We start from the raw sequence: 19,367 nt of genomic DNA on the forward strand, positions 1-19,367 counted from the left end.
CTATCCGGTTCGTCGGGGTGTGGTGCCGACCTTGTGGTGTGCTGGTCGGGTGTAGGACTCGCCGCTCGCGAGCACTCGTCCGACGTCGTAGCGGGTGGCCGGCCGCCGGTTCTTCGAGCCGGGCGCGCGGCCCGGGCCGGGACGGGTGGTTTCGGTGCACAGGCCGGCGTGCCGGTCCTCGCGCGCAGGTTCCTGAACTTCCGGCGGACTCGGTAAGTCCGTTCGGTTCCGCCGGTCGGCGGAGGTCCCGTGTGAGCGGGCGGGCGAGCCGGAGTCGGGCGTGTGCCGCCAGGACGAGCCAGGTCCGGCGATTGGCTGCGGCGGAGTCGCGGAGCTTGGGCCGGGTCCAGCCGAGGGTCTGCTTGAGCAGGCGGAACGCGTGCTCAGGGTCGAAGCGTCATCCTTGGTCGGAGCACAGAATCGTGCGAAGGCCGCTCGGAGTCTTCAGGATTTCCAGGTGGGGGACCAAGTTCGACGGGCGTTCGAGTCGTGTGGCGGGCCGACGCTCACCACATTGTCTCGGCGGAGGGAGATCGCAAGTGAGGACACGTCAGAGGGACCGCGGCGTGCCCGAGCCACACGCCCCCTGGAACGAGGTCGTGCCAGGACTCTGGATGGGTGGTCACCACTGGACCGATGCCTCGGGGGAAAGGCGTCCAGTGATCGTCGGGACGGAGTTCGGCCTGGTCATCAGTCTGTACACCCGCCCCGGTCACGGACCCGATCCGAGCGTCGACCACCTGGTCGCCGAGATTCCCGACGGCCCGCTGGTCGCCGCACAGATCCACAGCGTCCAGCAGCTCGCGCACACGGCCGCCCGGTCCGTCAAGGAGGGGCGGACCGTATTGGTCCGCTGCAACGCCGGCTACAACCGCTCCGGCCTCGTCATCGCGCAGACGCTCATCGAGCTCGGCCACGAAGCGCCGACGGCCATCCACACCGTCAGACAGAGACGATCCCCCTCGGCCTTGAACAACAGGCTCTTCGAGGAGTACCTCAACGCCGGCCTCGGCGTCGCCCACCTACTCGCCGACCTGGAGACGCTCAGCTGACCCGAACGAGGTCAGAGAACAAGGTGAGTTGTCTGAGCCCTTCATGACATGACCGGCCCGGCGGCGGGTGGCTGACGATTCTGTGTTCAGCGGCTTAGCCTCCAGTTCATGAACCTGGATGCCGAACTGAGTGCTCTTGCTGTCCAAGAGGATCTCCCCGCCGACCTCGTGTGGCGATTGCTCCGGCATCCGCAAGCACGTCGCTCGGCGGCACTTCTACGCAGCGACTTGACGGCAGAGTCGATGGAGGAGGTCATCCGGCTCGGCTCCGCACGTAGTCTCGCCGCCAACTCCTCCGTGCCTGCGGAGGTCAGGGCCCGCTTGGCGGAGCATCCGGAACTGTCGGTGCGGGCCGCGGTAGCGGCGAGCGTCGCAGACGATCCGCCGGGGCTTCTGGCACGCCTGGCGGGTGATCCGGATCCATCCGTGCGTACGTTCCTCGCGATGAACGAGCATCTGCCCGCTGAGCTCCTAGCCCTGCTGGCCGAGGATGCCGAGCCGAGTGTGCGGTCGTCCGTCATCGGAAACTGGAGGCATGCGCCGGAGCCGGTGCGTCGGGCTCTGCTGACAGATTCCGATCCGAACATCCGCAGGTCTGCCGCTTCGGCGTACTCACCGCCCACTGATCTGGTGCCCGTCCTCCTTGCCGATCCGGAAACCCGTGCCATCGCCGTCCGCTATACCGACCCGTCACCCGAGCTGGCCGCTGACCCGGATTCCGGCGTTCGCGAGGCTGTGGCTGCCCACCCGAATCTGCCCGCTGAGCTCCGAGACGTGCTGGCCGCAGACGGGGATGTCTTCGTTCGCAACGCGATCGCAGACCGCCAGGACACGCCCTCGACTCTGCGTGAGAGCCTCTCGGCCGCCCTGGAGACCGACGACCCCTGGGTCGAATGGATCCAGTCCTCCGCCCGAACCCCCCACACATGCCCGCCACCCGCACCTGCTCCACCCAGGCTCACGCGCGAGCAGGCAGAAAGCCTGCTCGCCCGCGCCGGCCTGTAGATGTACGGTTCTCCGGTTCAGGCAGCCTGGACCGTGGTCTTTGCTCGTCCGCGCTCGATCCGGATTCCGGGACTACGGCCGTTGCGGCGCGTCATGAGGGTGATGGCGCCCAGGTGATGAGGGCTTCGGAGTGCTGGACCAGCCGCTCATCGTCGCGGGCATGGCGGCGGGCGTGCATAAGCAAGGCCGGCGTGCGCTCGACCACCCAGCGGCGAGGCAGGACGACAAATCCGGTGGAGCCCTCGGGCCGACTGACGGTCTTGATGGTGAGCCGGAGGCGGCGACCCGTCGCGCGGACGAGTAAGTAGGCCGTCTTAATAAAAGGTAAAAGAAAAGTCGCGTCAGGGTTCTTGACCTCACAGGTGGGGCGCGGGAAGGTTCCGGAGAGCGCTCTCCCGCCGGTTCGTTTCTTCAAGGAGCACCCTGATGCCCGCAGTTGGCATACCCCCCATAGCGGCACCGCCGCCCAGAACTGCCCGAAAGGGGCTCGTCGGCGCAGTGGTCACTGCACTGGCCGCAGCCCTACTCGCTCTGACACCCGCTACGGAGGCCGACGCGGCGCCCGTGCTGCTCTCGCAGGGCAGGCAGGCGACCGCATCCAGCCAGGAGCACTACGGCACGCCGGCCGGCAGCGCCGTCGACGGTGATCCCGGCACCCGCTGGTCGAGCGCCGCCTCCGACCCCCAGTGGCTGAGCGTCGACCTCGGCGCCCCCGCCGCCCTCGACCGGGTCGAGCTGAGCTGGGAGGCCGCCTATGCGAAGACGTACCGCATCGAGGTGTCCTCGAACGGCACCGACTGGTCGACCGTCTACTCCACGACCACCGGAGCGGGCGGCACCGAGACGGTCGACGTCTCGGGGACCGCGCGCTTCGTCCGCATGCTCGGAACCGCACGCGCCACCGGATACGGCTACTCCCTCTGGGAGTTCAAGGTCTTCGGCAGCACCGACGGCGGTACGGGACCGGTCATTCCCGGCGGGGGAGACCTCGGCCCGAACGTACACGTCTTCGACCCGTCCACACCCGGCATCCAGGCCAAACTGGACCAGGTCTTCAGCGAGCAGGAGTCGGCCCAGTTCGGCAGTGGCCGACATGCCTTCTTCTTCAAGCCGGGCACGTACGACGACATCAACGCGCAGATCGGCTTCTACACCCAGATCGCGGGTCTCGGCCTGAAGCCGGACGACACCACGTTCAACGGTGACGTCACCGTGGACGCCGGCTGGTTCAACGGCAACGCCACCCAGAACTTCTGGCGTTCGGCCGAGAACCTCGCCCTGAACCCGGTCAGCGGCACCAACCGCTGGGCCGTCTCCCAGGCGGCCTCGTTCCGCCGGATGCACGTGAAGGGCGACCTGAACCTCGCCCCGAACGGATACGGCTGGGCCAGTGGCGGCTACATCGCCGACAGCAAGATCGACGGCCAGGTCGGCCCGTACTCCCAGCAGCAGTGGTACACCCGCGACAGCAGCATCGGCGGCTGGACCAACGGCGTGTGGAACATGACCTTCTCGGGCGTCGAGGGCGCTCCCGCGAACAGCTTCCCCGAGCCCCGGTACACCACGCTCGAGACGACCCCGAGCTCGCGCGAGAAACCCTTCCTCTACATGGACGGCAACGAGTTCAAGGTCTTCACGCCGGCCAAGCGGACCAACGCGCGCGGCACCACCTGGGCCGACGGCACCCCGCAGGGGACCTCCATCCCGCTCAGCAAGTTCTACGTCGTCAAGCCCGGGGCCACCGCCGAGACGATCAACGCCGCCCTGGAGCAAGGGCTCAACCTGCTCTTCACCCCCGGCATCTACCACGTCGACCGGACCATCAACGTGAACCGGGCCGACACCGTGGTCCTGGGTCTCGGGCTCGCCACCATCATCCCGGACAACGGTGTGACCGCCATGAAGGTCGCCGACGTCGACGGTGTGAAGCTCGCCGGCTTCCTCATCGACGCCGGACCGGTCAACTCGCCGACCCTGCTGGAGATCGGCGGGCAGGGCGCATCGGCCGACCACGCCGCCAACCCGACCACCGTCCAGGACGTCTACGTCCGCGTCGGTGGCGCCGGCCCCGGCAAGGCGACGACCAGCATCCTCGTCAACAGCGACGACGTGATCATCGACCACACCTGGGTATGGCGTGCCGACCACGGTGAGGGCGTGGGCTGGGACACCAACCGCGCCGACTACGGCGTACGGGTCAACGGCGACGACGTCCTGGCGACCGGCCTGTTCGTCGAGCACTTCAACAAGTACGACGTCGAGTGGTACGGGGAGCGGGGCAAGACGATCTTCTACCAGAACGAGAAGGCGTACGACGCCCCCAACCAGGCCGCCATCCAGAACGGCGACACCAAGGGCTACGCCGCCTACCGGGTCGACGACTCCGTGAACACCCACGAGGGCTGGGGCATGGGGAGCTATTCCAACTACAACGTCGACCCGACGATCCGTCAGGACCATGGCTTCAAGGCCCCTGTGAAGCCCGGCGTCAGATTCCACAGCCTGCTGGTGGTCTCCCTCGGCGGCAACGGCCACTACAACCACGTCATCAACGACACCGGATCGCCCACCTCGGGCACCTCGACGATCCCGTCGACCGTGGTGTCCTACCCCTGATGAGCCACTGGTCCGCCCCGTCCACCGGAGCGGACCGGACGTAACGCCCTCCGGGCCGGGGTCCGTCCCCGCGACCCGGCCCGGAGGGGCGCACGGACACGTGCCGCCCCGCCAGATGTCCCGCCCCGCCGGACGGACGGGCAGGCCTCCCCACTCTCCGGGTGGCTCAGGGATCTTCGTACGCACCTCCCGCCACCCGGAACCCCCGACCTGTCAGGAGTCGATGTGTCACAACTCTTCTCACACCCGACGCCGGCACGCCGCCGCGTCGGCGTGCCCCTCATAGCCCTCGGCGCGCTGATCGCGTCGTCCCTCACCCTCGCCGCCTCCCCTCCGGCCCAGGCCGCCGAGACCTTGCTGTCCCAGGGCAGACCCGCCACGGCCTCGTCCCAGGAGGGCGAGGCGTTCGGAGCATCCGCAGCGGTGGACGGCAACCTCACCGGGACCCGCTGGGCCAGCCAATGGAGCGACCCCCAGTGGATCCAGGTCGACCTCGGCAGCAAGCAGGACCTGAGCCGAGTCGTCCTCACCTGGGAAGCGGCGCACGCCAAGAACTACGAACTCCAGGTCTCCGACAACGGCACCGACTGGCGCGCCCTGAAGACGGTCACCGGAAGTGACGGCGGCACCGACGACACCGCCGTCTCCGGCGCCGGCCGCTACGTACGGATGCTCGGCACCTCTCGCACCGGTGGCTACGGCTACTCGCTGTGGGAATTCCAGGTCTACGGCAACGGCGACGGTCCGCCGCCCACCACCGGGGGCGCGGTCGCGGTGACCGGATCACAAGGCAGATGGCAGCTCACCGTCGGCGGCAAGCCCTACCAGGTCAAGGGGCTCACCTGGGGGCCGTCCGTCGCTGACGCGGCCCGCTACATGCCCGACCTGAAGTCGATGGGCGTGAACACCATCCGGACCTGGGGCACCGACGGCTCCAGCAAGCCCCTGCTCGACGAGGCAGCCGCCAACGGCATCCGGGTCGTCAGCGGCTTCTGGCTCCAACCCGGCGGCGGCCCCGGAAGCGGCGGCTGCGTCAACTACGTCACCGACACCGCGTACAAGAGCAACTCGCTCACCGAATTCGCCAAGTGGGTCGAGGCCTACAAGAGCCACCCCGGTGTCCTGATGTGGAACGTCGGCAACGAGTCGGTTCTCGGCCTCCAGAACTGCTACAGCGGTACCGAGCTGGAGAACCAGCGCAACGCCTACACGTCCTTCGTCAACGACGTCGCCAAGAAGATCCACTCCATCGACGCGGACCACCCGGTCACCTCCACCGACGCATGGACGGGCGCCTGGCCCTACTACAAGCGCAACGCCCCCGACCTCGACCTCTACTCGATGAACTCGTACGGCGACATCTGCGGCGTCCGCGGTGCCTGGGAGCAGGGCGGCTACACCAAGCCCTACATCATCACCGAGGGCGGACCGGCCGGCGAGTGGGAGGTCCCGGACGACGCCAACGGCGTACCCGACGAGCCCACCGACGTACAGAAGGCCGACGGATACACCAAGGCGTGGGGCTGCGTCACCGGGCACCAGGGAGTGGCCCTCGGTGCCACGCTGTTCCACTACGGGCTGGAGCACGACTTCGGCGGCGTCTGGTTCAACCTGGTGCCCGACGGTCTGAAGCGCTTGTCCTACTACGCGGTCAAGAGGGCCTACACCGGATCGACGAGCGGCGACAACACACCGCCCGTCATCACCGACATGGGTGTCACCCCGGCATCCGCTGCTCCGGCAGGCAAGGAGTTCACGGTCCGCGCGGACGTACGGGACCCCGACGGCGACCCGGTGACGTACAAGATCTTCCTCAGCGGCAACTACGCCAGCGGCGACAAGCGGCTCGTCGAGGCCCAGTGGCGGTCCACCGGTAACGGGACTTTCGCCGTCACCGCGCCCGAGAAGCTCGGTGTGTGGAAGGTGTACATCCAAGCCGAGGACGGCCGCGGCAACGCCGGGATCGACACGAAGTCGGTCAAGGTCGTCGCACCCCCCGTCGACGGCACCAACGTCGCGCTGAACAAGACCACCACCGCCTCCTCCTCCCAGGCGTCATACGGTGACTGCCCGTGCCCGGCCGCCCTTGCGACGGACGGGAAGACGGAGACGCGCTGGGCCAGCGACTGGAGCGACCCCCAGTGGATCCAGGTCGACCTCGGGGCGCCGACAGCGTTCCGTAAGATCCAGCTGGTCTGGGACCCGGCCTACGCCAAGTCCTACGACGTGCAGGTCTCCGACGACGGCACCAACTGGCGCACGATCCACACGACCGCGGCGGGCAACGGAGACATCGACACGATCGACGCCCCCACCACCGCCCGGCACGTACGTCTCCAGCTGAAGGCCCGAGGCACGGACTGGGGTTACTCGCTGCACGAGTTCGGCGTCTACAGCTGATCACAGCGCAGCAGCGTGCCGTAGGACCGGCAGGGCCCGGCCGTCGCCACCACGGGGCGGCCGGACCCTGCGCTCACGCGTACATGCCCCACGGATCGAAACCGATGCGAAGGGCCTCCCGAGAGCGAACCCAGGAACAATTCTGAGCAGTCACCGGGCCGATCAATCTAGGCTCTCAGCATGTCTGGTCCGACCTTGGTGATCGAGTTGGCCGAGCCGCTCTCCACGGCTGCGCTGAGGGAGTTCCGCGCGTTGATGGTGGGGCTCTCCTCCCACTTCGACGAGAAGCGGCCCGGGTTCTTCGACGTCAACGTGCCCGCGGAGCGACTGGGCGTGGAGGACGGGAGAGCGAAGGACTGGCGAAAGCCGTTTCCGCTTCCGCTCCTCGGCAAGGCCTGTACGGACGAGAAGCTCACGGGCCTCGTGGGATACAACCCGCAGCGCGAAGACTGGCGTCGGCCCTTCCTGGTCTACCTGATGGGGCCGGGTATCGGCGACGAGAGCATCTTCGAGGCCGAGCACGCGGACCAGCCCGAGGTGGAGACCGTCCTCGGCTTCAGGCCGACCCATGCCGTCAATGTCAGCGCGTGCTGCAATCGCGAGATCGACCACGTGGCCACGGCCCTGCTGACCGCCGCTGTCATGGACGTCATCGGTGGCGTGGCCAACGTCGAGCTCATGGACGGACAGGAGACGGTGGTCGCGGACCTTCCGGGAGTATCGGGGACAGCGGAGGACTGTATGGCTCTCGGAACGGCCGATTTCGTGCGGGCCTGGGCCGGACACCCGGCCTTCCGGCTGGTCACATAGCCCAGGACGGATAACTGCTTCTCCTCCCGGCACGACACCCCACGGCTGCTGGACGCTGCCTCATGGACTCCGACCGTTCTGATCTTCAGGATCCACGTGGGAACGGCACGATCGGAGGCGTCCAAGCTGTTGGAGGACCTGCCGCGGGCGCCTCCGGTCGTGGAACTCCTGGGCAGGTTTCCACGTGCCGGCGCGGCGCCGGATGCGTACCACGCGGGCCCCCGGCCCGACCGGCTAAGCAGGCCGCGGCACAGAGGCGAAGGGAGGCAGGGCGAACCAGTTGGGAACCGCTCGTCGCAGCGTCTCCGGTCCCTGCACTGCCACGGCCCCGGAGCGCAGAGCAGCGGGCCATCCCAGGTCGCCGCGCCAGACCTCGATCATGTGACGCAGACTCGCGGAGACGGTGACCGTCACATCGAAGCCCGGATCCACATCGCATACGTCGGCTTGGGCCGCCGTGATCACCAGCCACCAGTGGCGGGCGTGTGCGGCCACGTCCGAGAACACGAACCGGACCACAGTTCGCCCCGCCGGAACGACACCGTGGTCGATACGCCGGTGCATGTCCCACATCAGCAGCTTGGGATCAAGGTCCGCGTTGCCGAGCTCACCGATCCACCGGATGCCCCAGACACTCAGTGCCTCGACCACCGGCCGGAGCTCATGGCCCGCCGGGGTCAGGACGTAGCGCACCTGATGGCCTTCGGACCGCCTTTCCACGATTCCTGCGCGCACGAGCTGCTGCAGTCGCTTGGACAGCAGCGTGGGCGACATCCGAGGCACACCGCGCCGCAGCTCGTTGAAGTGTTCGGTCCCCGTCACCAGTTCGCGCACGATGAGCAGCGTCCAGCGTTCGTCGAGCAGTTCCATCGCTTTTGCGACCGGACAGAACTGGTAGTACGAGGACCCCATAGGTACAGGCTAGGACCCTGGTGAGGGCTCGGCCACCGCCCGGGGACGAAGCTACGGACGCCGACGGATCGGGTACCGGTACAGATCCCGTACTGGAACAGGCACGCGTACCTTCCTAGCCTTGGTCCTACGGGGTGGTGACGAACCCGGCAGGGCCACGGAATCCGGAGGCGAGCTGTCATGACCGAAGCAATCGACGCAGTAGAGGCCGACCGAGCACTCAAGACGAAGCACCGCAAGATGTGGGCACTGGGCGACTACCCGGCCTTGGCCACCCAGCTCATCCCGGACCTCGGACCCGTTCTTGTCCAGGAATGCGGCATCCGCGCCGGTCAGCGCGTCCTGGACATCGCGGCCGGGTCGGGCAACGCCGCGATTCCCGCGGCTCTGGCAGGGGCGAGTGTCGTGGCCGGCGACCTCACGCCCGAGCTCTTCGAAGCAGGGCGCAGGCTCGCCGCCGAGCGGGGCGTGGAGGTGGAGTGGCGTGAGGCCGACGCGGAGGCCCTCCCGTTCTCCGATGGAGAGTTCGACACCGTCATGTCGTGCGTGGGAATCATGTTCGCCCCGCATCACCAGGCCAGCGCAGATGAGCTGATCCGTGTCTGCCGCCCGGGCGGCACGATCGGCCTGCTCAACTGGACTCCGGAAGGATTCATCGGCCAGATGTTCGCCACGATGAGGCCGTTCGCACCCCCGCCTCCGCCCGGTGCGCAGCCCCCGCCGCTGTGGGGCCGGGCGGAACACGTCCGCGGTCTTCTCGGCGACCGGGTGACCGATGTCGAGGCGCATCGGCGGACTGTACGGATCGGCCGTTTCGGGAAGCCGGCGGACTTCCGTGAGTACTTCAAGGCCAACTACGGCCCGACCATTGCCACCTATCGGAACATCGCTGACGACCCCGACCGTGTCGCCGCGCTGGACGCCGGTCTCGACACTCTCGCCGAGAGGGCGGGCGCAGGCGCCATGGAGTGGGAGTACCTGGTGGTCACGGCCCGTAGGCGCGACTCGTGACGGTGACGGACGAGCACGCACAGGGGAAGCCGGCACCGTGCAGCCCGTAGGGCCCGGCCGGCCGCCCCTGTCACCCTGTTGCCGGGGCGGTCCTGCGGTGGACCCAGTGGCCGAGGTCAGGTGAGCAGCAGTCGACACCAACCGTCAGCGAGCCAACGCTCGAACCGCTCGGGCGGCCAGGCACGGTCCTCGACCAGCAGGCAATAGAACTCGGGCGAATTGGTGGCCCAGATGACGTCGGCCACTTCCTCCAGGTCCAGCCCGTGGCGTAGCTGTCCCGTCGCGGCCAGGTCCCGGGCCAGCAACCGCATGTTCTCCGCACGGCGCCGTGCGATGCCCCGCCAGACCTCCGCGGCCTCCGGAGGCCCCGCGCGGGCGACGCGCAGAAGTGGTGCCAGCCGGGCGTGCATCTCTCTGACGGCCCGTGCGTAACGGCGCAGCTTGAGTGCAGCGTCCGGCTCGGCACGCATCTCACGTACGTAGTCCCGCTCGGCTGCCGGAACGGCGTCGCCGGTGCCCGAGATGGCGGACTCCACCAGCTGCAGGAACAGCGCCGGTTTGCGACCCGCCACCGTGTAGACGGTGTCCACCGAGACGCCCGCGCACTCGGCGAGCTGCGCCATCGTGGTTGCTGCGTAGCCGCGTTCGGCGAACAGCTGCGTCGCCGCGTCCAGGATCGCCTGCCGGGTCGCCTGCGCTGCCGCCCGCCGGCGGCTCGTGTCGTACTGCCTCTTGACCTGTTCGTCCACGCGGTCGATGCTAGTCGTATTCATCCGAAACGGCTTCGGTTGAATATGAAGGATGTGGTCCCTGTGACGTACGCGTTCACCTTCGAGGTGCCGATCGACGCCGCAACCTACGCACGCATCAAGGAGGGTCTGGGGCCGGAGAAGCCGCCGGGGTTGGTGGCTCACCTCGTCCAGCGCACAGCTGGTGGGCTGAGGTACACCGATGTCTGGGAGTCGGAGGCCGACTGGAAGCGGTTTGCCGAGGAGCGTCTCCACCCGGTCGTGGACCGAGTGGTCACCGCGGCGCTGGGCTTTCGTCCGCCCGAGCCGTCGGTTGAGCGCCTGGAGATGGTCGACGCCTGGATCGGTGCCTGACACCTGACACGTCGCCTGACACCTGACGCATTCGGACAGTGTCCCGTGGAGAACAGGTGGTCGTCCGATCCGATGGGGCTCCAGCGGGAGAACCGGACGACCATGCTCTCGGGTGGCCCCGCGGCCGGCTGACGAACCTGGGGGCGTTTTCGAAAGTGGGTGCGAACAGGCTCCTGTAGCACCCTCCAGGTGCTCGTCGAAAACCCGCCGGGCGGCTCGCTTGCAGCCTTCATGAGGGCGTTTCAGATATTCACGAGTTGTTGGATTGTCGATACTTTGCGTGATGACAGTGGGTCGTTGCAGAGGCGGCTCGCGGCATCGAAAGGACCGACAGTATGAAGCGACGCACGGCTACAACCCTGGGGGCACTCGCTGCCGCCGCAGTGCTGGCCCTCACGGTTCCAAGTTCTGCGTATGCGGCCGAAGGTGTGCTGATCATCAACGGTGGCGAGTACAAGGACCCGTCCGGCTGCTACTCGATCACCTGGTACCCGTCGTCGGTGACCAACCACACCGATGCCATCGCTGAGGTGCACTCCGGCCCCAAGTGCACCGGGCTCGTCGAGGAACTCCTCTATCCGGGCAAGACACACCACTCCGAGACTGCGGGAAGCGTCTTCATCCTCTGATGCCCCGATCGGCCACCCGCCGGCTTCGTGGTGCCCGCGTCCACAGTCTGGCGGCGGGTGGTCTGCGCGCATGCCCACGTCTGTGGGGTCGGGTGGGGAGCGAAGGGCGTGCGCGAGGGGGCGGGCCGGCGGAGGCCGCCGGCCCCTGAGGGCCTGTCCGGTGCCGACGAGCAGGCCCTCCCCTGAGGGCCTGTCCGGTGCCGACGAGCAGGCCCAGGTCCTGGAGCTGTCAGCGACTCCACCTATCGTGTCGCCATGACGGTCCCCGAGGTTGTTCCGATCGCGCGCGAGCCCGACTATCGCACCAGGACGATCGGTCAATACGGGGGAGGACAGTTCCTCGCTTCGGTCATCTACGCGTCCCCCCAAGGGTTCAGCCTCGGCGAGGGGTGGGAAGATCAGAAGCGCCTCTATGCCGTACTGCACCGCTTCACCTCTGAGGGGCAGCATGTCCACTCAGACATCTGGTGCGCCGGAACCTGGGCCGAGCAGCAACGGCGCCCACACGGCAACGATTCCGTTGTAGCCCGAGCGGAGACACGGCTGGCAGAGTTGCTCGACCGTCTTCCCCAACTCGAGTACGGGGACATTGCGATCCGCCCCTTCCAGCTGGCTGTGGACGGCGTCGTCTTCGGCTTGATCACCGAACGCCACGAAGAGGGCGAAGGGGATGACGACTGGGCCGAGCTCTACCCCGACAGGCTCGGGTTTGCTGCTCCCTGGGACGGTATGTACGACACGTGAGTGGCCAGGCCACCTGCCTGCATCGAGCTGAGGGAGGCAGGCGCCGAACGCCATGAGGCCTGCTGCCTCAGATCGGTCGTCCCACACAGTCTGAGGCCCTCCTGGTCGCGGGCTCGCCCATGCTCACCGCTACCGAGGCGGGGGACCGATCATCCTCACACGATCTCGGCAGCGCGGGCATTTCCGGTCGGCAAGAACCATCGCGCGATCGCCGCCCGCCACGACCGACTCGGCTACGTCTTCCTCGGCAGGTTCACCGGAGCCACCGTCACCGTCAGGCTCCGCGCGTGACCGAGTCGTAGGACGCTCGACTCACCGAGGCACCTGGTGACGGCGCCGGTGCCGGCGCCCAGCCGGCGGCCGCGAGGAATGCATCAGGGCTGGGGAGACCACCGTCGGTGGCGGCAGACCACTCGACCGGGAGCTGAGACATCGACTTCCGATTGCGGCGCGGATGCCACAGCCGGTCAGGTCTCCATCAGCCATGATCGGCCGGACAGCTCCTGATCGCCGCACAGCTCCTGAGCGGCGATCAAAGGGGCCCCTTCCGGCTCCCCTGACGTGGCCCTCCGCCGGTGGCCTCGGTCCCGGTCCGCGGGCTGATCAGAGCTGGAACTCGGCGGGGGACAATCCCAGCGCTGTGCAGGCCTCCCGGATGATCATGTGCTCGGCCTGGGAGAAATCTCCGTCAGCCCTGGCGATGACGATGCCGGTCTGGATCACCGCCCTCGCCTCGGTCGGCTTCTTCGCGGCCTTGGCGATGTCCTGCATCGCCTCGGCCTTACCCTGCTGGAAGTTGTGGGTCAGCTGGTCCGCATGCTTGTTGAAGCGCTGGCGCAGCTGCTCCGGAGGGAAATTCTGCAGCACGTCATTGCTCAGGATCATCGACTCGACGTGCTGCCGCTCGGCCGGGTCCACACGTCCGTCCGCGGCAGCGACCAGCGCGCACATGGCCATGCTCGCGTCCCGGTACGCACCACTCTTCAGCTCGGTCTTGAGGGAGCCGAGCTGCGTCTTCAGCGCACTCACCAACTGGGCGCGTGGACCACCGCCGGCCCCTCCGCTGCGCCTCGGTCCGTGGGTTGCCCCACGGCCGCCCTGGGCCTGCTGCAGAGTCTTGGCCTGGTCCTTGAGCCGGTCCCACATAGGCATGGACGTCACCTCGCTGTTCCGTGAGTCATCGGTCGCGCATCCGCTCGCGCGTTCACCCGACCAACGGCTGCCGCCAGGCAAAGGTTCCGCAAAATCCGCAGCCCGCCCGCTTGCACGGCATTCCTCGGCAGGCCGGCGATGCGCCGAGCGCCGTGTCGCTCATCGGGCTGCGTCTATTTCGTTGAACTCGGTCGATTCAGGCCCGCGTAGCGGTGTGCCACTCCGCCGGGAAGCAGGTATTCGACCAGCAGGTTGCCGGCGCGGCGTGATGGCAGCCCCATGTCGTGCAGGAGTTCATCCGCGCAGTGGATGTCGTAGGGGCCGAAGTCGTAACCGCCGGAGCCTGGCAGTACCTGCTCCTGCCAGGCCAGGCGGGCGTCGGTGTCCTCCTGCATCTCCTGCTCACCCGGGGCGGTGCGCAGGGTCGCCCGGAAATGGCTGGTCAGCCAGTGCGCGGTGAGTTCCACGCCCATGATGTTGTTGAATACCTGCCGGAAGCCGACGAACCCCAGCCGGTCGGTGCCGGGTGGCACGATGCCTCGGTAGAGCCGCAGCCGTCCGTCGGCATCGTGCACGCGCACGCTCGGGTCCAGGAACGGGAAGACTCTGTGGTGCCCCGTGGCGAACACGATGACATCCGCCGCCACTTCCTCGCCGGTCGCCAGCCGTAGCCCCTCGTCGGTGTACGCCTCGACGGCACTGACCTTGGCGGCGATCAGGCCGCGCCGAACGGCCCGCGCGTAGCCGCGTGGCATCACTCCCGCGTGGGCCAGATGGAAGGGGAGCGCGTGCGCGGGCCGCAGCTGCCTCGGTAACCGGTACAGCCCGGCGGAGAACAGCATGTCGCGCGTGATGAGCCACCACAGAGCACGCTTGACCCGCTCATCGATGCGGTCGATCGGGGGGACGCAGGCGGGATCGTGGTAGCGGGGCAGGAGCGCCTCACCGAGCCGGGTGAACAGAATCCACTTGTAGCCGACCAGACCGAGCAGCAGCCGCTCGGGGATCATCCAGTTCACCTTGCGCTGCACGATCGTGGCCGAGGCCGCATCGGGTGCGGCGCGGGTGACCAGGTCCAATGCGGACTTGCCACCGCCCACGACGACCACGCGCCGCCCGGCGAATGTCCCGGCCCGCACCTCGCTGGAGTGCAGCACGGTCCCCCGGAACGACTCGCGCCCAGGCAGCTCGGGCAGTTGAGCATGATGATGAGCCCCGCTGGCGACAGCCACGTAGTCGAATGTCTCGCGATGAAGGTCCGCCGCCTTGTCCCCGGCGGGCCGGGAGCCGACCGACCATCCGGAGGCGCCCACCCGCCCGGGTCCGTCCACCGGCCGGACGGAGATCACCTCGGTACCGGGCCGGACGCAGTCCAGCACACTGAAGGTCCGGGCGTAGTTCTCCAGGTAGCGTTGTGTGTCCGCCGCGCCTGCGAAGTGCAGGCGGTTGGGCAGGTCCGCGAACTCGAAGAGGCGGAGCGCGGACTGGTTGGCCAGCCCGTCGTAGCAGCCCTCCGACGACCAGATCCCGCCGACCTGCCGGTACTTGTCGAAGACCGTGACGTCGAAGCCGTTCTCCAGCAGCACCTTGGCGGTGACGATCCCCCCGGGGCCGGCCCCGACCACACACGCTCTCATCAGCTGTCACTCCCCATGGGCGATCGCCGTGTCCAGCTCGCTCATCATCCCGGTTGCGGACCTCCATGCCCAGGGCGCCCTCCGAACCTGAGGCAGTCGGAAGCTGAACGAGCACGGGGTCGCAACTCAGGACACGACGCGGCCGAGATCGTTCCTTGGCGGCAGCCAGCTGCCTGGGGCCCTGTCGGCGGTGTCGGCGACGCAAGCGGCTGAGGCCGGAGAGCTCCTCCGCGTCTTCCGCGTCGGGACGCCGGCCTTGCGGTACCAGCGGCAGACGTCAGTAGGGGAGGCCCTCCGAGGCCGCGTGCAGGGCGGCGAGCAGACACGTGGCGATTTCGCTGCCCGACGCGCCGGGTTCCTCCGCGTACTGGCGGGCGAAGTCCTCCGAGGCCGCGCGGAGCGCGCCGTTGAACGTTGCCGCGTGCACCCGGATCCGGAGGTCGTCGGCGCTGACGCCCGACCGGTCGGCGAGGAGTTCGCCGAGGACGGGCAGGGCGTCGTCGTGGGCCTGGAGCCAGACGGAGCGCAGGGCCGGGTCGGTGGACGTCATACGGATCAGATCGAGGATGACGGGGGTCACGTCCGGTAGTTCTCCGTCGCGCAGGGAGCGCGTGACGAAGTCCACCAGGCTTGTGTCCGTCGGCCACTGGCGCAGTTGGTGGATGGCGAACTCGAGCCCTGCGGAGAGCAGCGGCAGCACGCAGCTCTCCTTGGTGGGGAAGTGGCGCCACAGGGTGCGGGAGGAGATACCGACGCCCCGGGCGATCTGCTCGCCCGTCGTGCCGGTGACGCCTTGTGAGGAGAACAGGCGGACGGCCTCGGCGGCGATCTCGAAGCGGAGAGCGGCCTTGCGTCGCTCGGCGAGCGACGGCCTGGCATCTGCCCGAATCATCTGCTCGCGTACCGCTGATGGCGCTTCGTGCACCCTCGCACCCCCGGCTCTCGTCCCGACACCGCAGCATAGCGAGACATTCAAAAATGGCGCACGCAGACGTCTTGTCACTGAGTGACACTCAGACCTACGCTGCCGTAAGTGACCAGCGAGTAACAGCACTGTTCCTGCCCGTTATTTGTCATGCACAGGCTGTTTGTCATGCGCGGGCATCGAACGGGCGCAGTCGACCAACAAGGCGCGGCCCGTCCCGGCAACTCGGTCGGCCACAACGTTCCGACGGCACCAAGCTGCCTTCCCCCACACAAAAGGAGCCGCTCATGCCCACTCCCAGCAGGCGCGCCCTGCTCACCGGTGCCGCCGGGCTCGCGGCCGCGAGCGTCCTGCCGCCGACCTCCGCGGCGGCCGCGCCGACCCGGGTGGGACTCGCCAGGGAGCAGCACCGGGCCGTCGTCATCGGCTCGGGCTTCGGCGGCGGCGTTGCCGCGCTGCGGCTGGCTCAGGCCGGTGTGCCGGTGACCGTACTGGAGCGCGGCCGCCGCTGGCCCACGGGGCCGAACGCGGAGACCTTCCCTCGAGTGTCCGGTCTCGACAAGCGGGCGCTCTGGTACGGAACTCTCCCGGCGGCTGCTCGGCCGCTCGCGCAACTGCTCGGCACACCACTGGACTTCGCGCCGTACGTGGGTCTCCTGGAGCCGGTGCTCGGGCAGAACATCCTGGGTGTCTGCGCGGCCGGGGTAGGAGGGGGCTCCCTCGTCTACCAGGGAATGACGCTGCAGCCTTCCGAGGCGGTGTTCACCACCTGGCTGCCTCAGGAACTCGACTACCGGCGCATGAACGAGATCCACTACCCGCGGGTCGCGGGCATGCTCCGGGCGGCGACCGCGCCTGACGCACTGGTCGGTTCACCCCGCTACTACGCGGCGCGGGTCTTCGCCGAGCGGGTCCGTCGGGCCGGGTACGGCGTGGAGAAGATCCCCATGCCGATCGACTGGGACTACGCCCTGGCCGAGCTGCGCGGCGAGATGCGGCCGTCCTACACGAACGGGGACTGCGCCCTCGGCGTCAACAACGGCGGCAAGCACTCCGTCGACGTGACCTACCTCCGACAGGCCGAGGCGACCGGGAAGGTGACCGTGGAAACCCATCACAACGTCACCTCCGTGGCGCGGGCAGCTGACGGCCGGTGGGACGTGCATGTCGACCGCACCGACGACGCGGGAACCGTGCTGAAGCAGAAGGTCCTCTCCACACGAGCGCTTGTCATGGCGGCCGGCAGCCTCAACACCAGCAGACTCCTCGTCCGCGCCGGGGCCACCGGCGCCATCCCCGATCTGCCCGACGGTCTCGGAGAAGGGTGGGGAACCAACGGCGACCGCATCTACGCCTGGACGAACCTCCAGGAGGACTTCGGGGCCGAGCAGGGAGGTCCGGTCGTCTACGGCAGCAAGGAGTGGGACGACCCACGGACCGCGAACACGATCATCCAGGCGTCGCTTCCGCCGCTCGGTATCGACGCACGGACGACCATGCTCGTCGGCTTCGGGGTGAGTGCCGACCGCGGCCGGTTCCGCTACAACGCCTCCACCGACTCCGTGTCACTGCACTGGCCCTTGGGCGGCGACGCCGCCAGCCACCGCACCATCCATCGGCGCGTTACCAAGGTGTCCAAAGGGCTCGGCGTCCTCACGGACACGAACGCCCTGGTCAACAGCACCTGGCACCCGCTGGGCGGCGCCCCGATGGGCACAGTCTGCGACCTGGAAGGCCGCGTGCTCGGCCAGCGCGGTCTCTACGTCCTCGACGGCGCCCTGATCCCAGGTACGACCGGCGCCTGCAACCCGTCCATGACCATCGCCGCCGTGGCCGAACGAGCCATGGACGCGATCACCGCGCACGACATCGACACGATCATCTGACCGAAGAACGAGGAGCACATCATGAGCCGCAAGAGAACCCGTTCCCGTTCCACCCTCACCCCCGCCTTCGTCCCCGCCCCCACCCCCGTCCCCGCGAACTCTCGCAGCAACAAGGCTGGACGACGCCTCCTGGCCGGCGTTGTGGCCGCAGGCACCGTCTGCGCCTGCCTGTCGGCGGTACCGGCCTCCGCCGCCGTACCGGAACCCGTCGTCTCCCGCGGGGTCACCATCCCCGCCTTCTACACCCCGCCAACCGAACTACCCTCCACCAACGGCGAGTTGATACGTACCGAGGGCATGCCGCTCGGGCTGAGCATCCCCGGCCTGGACGGCCGGCCGATGCCGGGCACCGCAACCCGCCTGATGTACAAGTCCACCGACTCGGCCGGGCTGCCCGTCGCCGTGACGGGTGCGTACATCGAACCCTCGGCCGCCTGGAAGGGAACCGGCCCACGCCCCCTGGTCGCGGTGGCCTCGGGCACCATGGGCCAGGGCGACCAGTGCGCGCCGTCCTTCGCCCTGCAGAACCCGCTCACCCTCAACGGCGACACCGTGTCCGTGGGCTACGAGGCACTGGCGATCTACCGTCTCCTCTCCACCGGGGCGGCGGTCGTCGTCACCGACTACGTCGGCCTCGGAGCCACCGACCGCCTGCACACCTACGTGAACCGCCTCGACCAGGCCCACGCCCTGCTCGACGCGGCCCGCGCAGCCCGCGCCGTGCCCGGCGCATCGATCACCCACGCTTCCAGGACCGGCCTGTACGGCTACAGCCAGGGAGGCGGCGCCAGTGCCGCCGCCGCGGAACTCCAGCCCTCCTACGCGCCCGACGTCCCGCTCGCGGGAACCTACGCCGGCGCACCCCCGGCGGATCTGACCTCGGTCATGAGGGGCATCGACGGCAGTGCACTCGCCGGTGCGCTGGCCTGGTCGATCAGCGGCTTCGCCCAGGCCGACCCCGACCTGCGCGCGGTCGTCGAAGCGAGTATCAACGCCACCGGCAAGGCCGCCCTGGCGGACGCGTCGACCATGTGTGTCGGCGACGCGCTGTTCGGTTACGGCTTCGCGAAGAGCAGCAAGTGGACCACCAGCGGCAAGTCGATGGGGGACATCATCGCCGCCGAACCCCGCGCGAAGGCGGCCCTGGACGAGCAGCGCATCGGGACGCTGAGGCCGTCCGGGCCGGTACGTCTGGCCACCGGTATCCAGGACGACATCGTTCCCCACGCTCAGGTCCGGCAGCTCGCCCTCGACTGGTGCAGCAAGGGCGCCAACGTCACGTACGACGCCATCATCCTGCCGAACCTGGGCGACAAGATCCTCACCAACCACCTTGTACCGCTCCTCACGGACCAAGGTGACGCCATCTCCTGGCTGACCGACCGCTTGTCCGGCAGGGCGGCCACCTCCAACTGCTGGACGATGCCCATTCAGCTCTGACCTCTCCAGGAATGGCCACCGCGTCCACCGGAGCGTCGTTCCGGT

Annotated in this window: 16 protein-coding genes and 2 pseudogenes; 11 read left to right on the forward strand and 7 right to left on the reverse strand. The window is 68.4% G+C overall.

The window, feature by feature from the left end; genetic code table 11:
* Window positions 1-397: pseudogene (locus ABZS61_RS08905) on the reverse strand (transposase); the annotation flags it as partial.
* Window positions 398-566: 169 nt separating this feature from the next.
* Between ABZS61_RS08905 and ABZS61_RS08910 the strand changes: the two are divergent.
* Entirely contained in the window at window positions 567-1,052 is a 486-nt protein-coding gene (locus ABZS61_RS08910; RefSeq protein ID WP_356417460.1) for a protein phosphatase, read from the forward strand.
* A 108-nt stretch (window positions 1,053-1,160) separates the two neighbouring features.
* Window positions 1,161-2,057 carry a hypothetical protein gene (locus ABZS61_RS08915; RefSeq protein ID WP_356417461.1) on the forward strand — a complete coding sequence of 299 codons (897 nt, stop codon included), beginning with the start codon at window positions 1,161-1,163 and terminating at the stop codon, window positions 2,055-2,057.
* 91 nt (window positions 2,058-2,148) lie between these two features.
* Here ABZS61_RS08915 and ABZS61_RS08920 read toward each other — a convergent pair.
* Window positions 2,149-2,313 (reverse strand): annotated as a pseudogene (locus ABZS61_RS08920) (IS5/IS1182 family transposase); the annotation flags it as partial.
* 170 nt (window positions 2,314-2,483) lie between these two features.
* Here ABZS61_RS08920 and ABZS61_RS08925 point away from each other — a divergent pair.
* The 3 genes from ABZS61_RS08925 (at window position 2,484) to ABZS61_RS08935 (ending at window position 7,883) form a co-directional block, all read left to right on the forward strand.
* Window positions 2,484-4,673, forward strand: coding sequence for a discoidin domain-containing protein (locus tag ABZS61_RS08925; protein WP_356417462.1), 2,190 nt, complete (start codon window positions 2,484-2,486; stop codon window positions 4,671-4,673).
* Window positions 4,674-4,898: 225 nt separating this feature from the next.
* The gene (locus tag ABZS61_RS08930) at window positions 4,899-7,073 is read left to right on the forward strand and encodes a discoidin domain-containing protein (protein WP_356417463.1); all 2,175 of its coding nucleotides are present in this window, start codon (window positions 4,899-4,901) and stop codon (window positions 7,071-7,073) included.
* A 180-nt stretch (window positions 7,074-7,253) separates the two neighbouring features.
* Window positions 7,254-7,883 (forward strand): DUF6368 family protein, encoded by a 630-nt coding sequence (locus tag ABZS61_RS08935; protein WP_356417464.1) that lies wholly within the window; start codon window positions 7,254-7,256, stop codon window positions 7,881-7,883.
* Between the two features lie 234 nt (window positions 7,884-8,117).
* Here ABZS61_RS08935 and ABZS61_RS08940 read toward each other — a convergent pair whose 3' ends face one another.
* Entirely contained in the window at window positions 8,118-8,795 is a 678-nt protein-coding gene (locus ABZS61_RS08940; protein ID WP_356417465.1) for a helix-turn-helix domain-containing protein, read from the reverse strand.
* Window positions 8,796-8,975: 180 nt separating this feature from the next.
* Here ABZS61_RS08940 and ABZS61_RS08945 point away from each other — a divergent pair, with 180 nt between their 5' ends.
* Complete coding sequence (locus ABZS61_RS08945) at window positions 8,976-9,806, forward strand: class I SAM-dependent methyltransferase (RefSeq protein ID WP_356417466.1); 831 nt, start codon at window positions 8,976-8,978, stop codon at window positions 9,804-9,806.
* Between the two features lie 116 nt (window positions 9,807-9,922).
* Here ABZS61_RS08945 and ABZS61_RS08950 read toward each other — a convergent pair whose 3' ends face one another.
* The gene (locus ABZS61_RS08950; protein WP_356417467.1) at window positions 9,923-10,555 is read right to left on the reverse strand and encodes a helix-turn-helix domain-containing protein; all 633 of its coding nucleotides are present in this window, start codon (window positions 10,553-10,555) and stop codon (window positions 9,923-9,925) included.
* Between the two features lie 63 nt (window positions 10,556-10,618).
* On the opposite strand from ABZS61_RS08950, the gene ABZS61_RS08955 reads away from it, so the two are divergent.
* From ABZS61_RS08955 to ABZS61_RS08965, 3 genes are all read left to right on the forward strand, one after another.
* Entirely contained in the window at window positions 10,619-10,909 is a 291-nt protein-coding gene (locus ABZS61_RS08955) for a hypothetical protein (protein ID WP_356417468.1), read from the forward strand.
* A gap of 335 nt (window positions 10,910-11,244) precedes the next feature.
* Entirely contained in the window at window positions 11,245-11,538 is a 294-nt protein-coding gene (locus tag ABZS61_RS08960; RefSeq protein ID WP_356417469.1) for a hypothetical protein, read from the forward strand.
* A gap of 255 nt (window positions 11,539-11,793) precedes the next feature.
* Window positions 11,794-12,282: a hypothetical protein gene (locus ABZS61_RS08965; RefSeq protein WP_356417470.1), complete on the forward strand. Its 489-nt coding sequence runs from the start codon at window positions 11,794-11,796 to the stop codon at window positions 12,280-12,282.
* Between the two features lie 603 nt (window positions 12,283-12,885).
* Here ABZS61_RS08965 and ABZS61_RS08970 read toward each other — a convergent pair.
* The 3 genes from ABZS61_RS08970 to ABZS61_RS08980 all read right to left on the reverse strand — a co-directional run bounded on the left by ABZS61_RS08970 (window position 12,886) and on the right by ABZS61_RS08980 (window position 15,963).
* Entirely contained in the window at window positions 12,886-13,434 is a 549-nt protein-coding gene (locus ABZS61_RS08970) for a tellurite resistance TerB family protein (RefSeq protein WP_356417471.1), read from the reverse strand.
* A 173-nt stretch (window positions 13,435-13,607) separates the two neighbouring features.
* Window positions 13,608-15,071, reverse strand: a complete 1,464-nt coding sequence (locus ABZS61_RS08975) for an FAD-dependent oxidoreductase (protein ID WP_356417472.1) — start codon at window positions 15,069-15,071, stop codon at window positions 13,608-13,610.
* 277 nt (window positions 15,072-15,348) lie between these two features.
* Complete coding sequence (locus ABZS61_RS08980; RefSeq protein ID WP_356417473.1) at window positions 15,349-15,963, reverse strand: TetR family transcriptional regulator; 615 nt, start codon at window positions 15,961-15,963, stop codon at window positions 15,349-15,351.
* A 320-nt stretch (window positions 15,964-16,283) separates the two neighbouring features.
* Here ABZS61_RS08980 and ABZS61_RS08985 point away from each other — a divergent pair, with 320 nt between their 5' ends.
* Window positions 16,284-17,882, forward strand: a complete 1,599-nt coding sequence (locus ABZS61_RS08985) for a GMC oxidoreductase (RefSeq protein ID WP_356417474.1) — start codon at window positions 16,284-16,286, stop codon at window positions 17,880-17,882.
* A gap of 21 nt (window positions 17,883-17,903) precedes the next feature.
* Window positions 17,904-19,322, forward strand: a complete 1,419-nt coding sequence (locus ABZS61_RS08990) for a lipase family protein (RefSeq protein WP_356417475.1) — start codon at window positions 17,904-17,906, stop codon at window positions 19,320-19,322.
* Window positions 19,323-19,367: the final 45 nt, after the last annotated feature.

The sequence above is a fragment of the Streptomyces sp. NPDC005566 genome, from assembly GCF_040605575.1.
Lineage (GTDB): Bacteria > Actinomycetota > Actinomycetes > Streptomycetales > Streptomycetaceae > Streptomyces.

Excerpts from the sequence above, each read along its gene's own strand:
- ABZS61_RS08915 (WP_356417461.1), top strand. The coding sequence starts at position 1,161 with ATGAACCTGGATGCCGAACTGAGTGCTCTTGCTGTCCAAGAGGATCTC.
- ABZS61_RS08925 (WP_356417462.1), top strand. The coding sequence starts at position 2,484 with ATGCCCGCAGTTGGCATACCCCCCATAGCGGCACCGCCGCCCAGAACT.
- ABZS61_RS08935 (WP_356417464.1), top strand. The coding sequence starts at position 7,254 with ATGTCTGGTCCGACCTTGGTGATCGAGTTGGCCGAGCCGCTCTCCACG.
- ABZS61_RS08940 (WP_356417465.1), bottom strand. The coding sequence starts at position 8,795 with ATGGGGTCCTCGTACTACCAGTTCTGTCCGGTCGCAAAAGCGATGGAA.
- ABZS61_RS08945 (WP_356417466.1), top strand. The coding sequence starts at position 8,976 with ATGACCGAAGCAATCGACGCAGTAGAGGCCGACCGAGCACTCAAGACG.
- ABZS61_RS08960 (WP_356417469.1), top strand. The coding sequence starts at position 11,245 with ATGAAGCGACGCACGGCTACAACCCTGGGGGCACTCGCTGCCGCCGCA.
- ABZS61_RS08965 (WP_356417470.1), top strand. The coding sequence starts at position 11,794 with ATGACGGTCCCCGAGGTTGTTCCGATCGCGCGCGAGCCCGACTATCGC.
- ABZS61_RS08970 (WP_356417471.1), bottom strand. The coding sequence starts at position 13,434 with ATGCCTATGTGGGACCGGCTCAAGGACCAGGCCAAGACTCTGCAGCAG.
- ABZS61_RS08975 (WP_356417472.1), bottom strand. The coding sequence starts at position 15,071 with ATGAGAGCGTGTGTGGTCGGGGCCGGCCCCGGGGGGATCGTCACCGCC.
- ABZS61_RS08980 (WP_356417473.1), bottom strand. The coding sequence starts at position 15,963 with ATGATTCGGGCAGATGCCAGGCCGTCGCTCGCCGAGCGACGCAAGGCC.
- ABZS61_RS08985 (WP_356417474.1), top strand. The coding sequence starts at position 16,284 with ATGCCCACTCCCAGCAGGCGCGCCCTGCTCACCGGTGCCGCCGGGCTC.
- ABZS61_RS08990 (WP_356417475.1), top strand. The coding sequence starts at position 17,904 with ATGAGCCGCAAGAGAACCCGTTCCCGTTCCACCCTCACCCCCGCCTTC.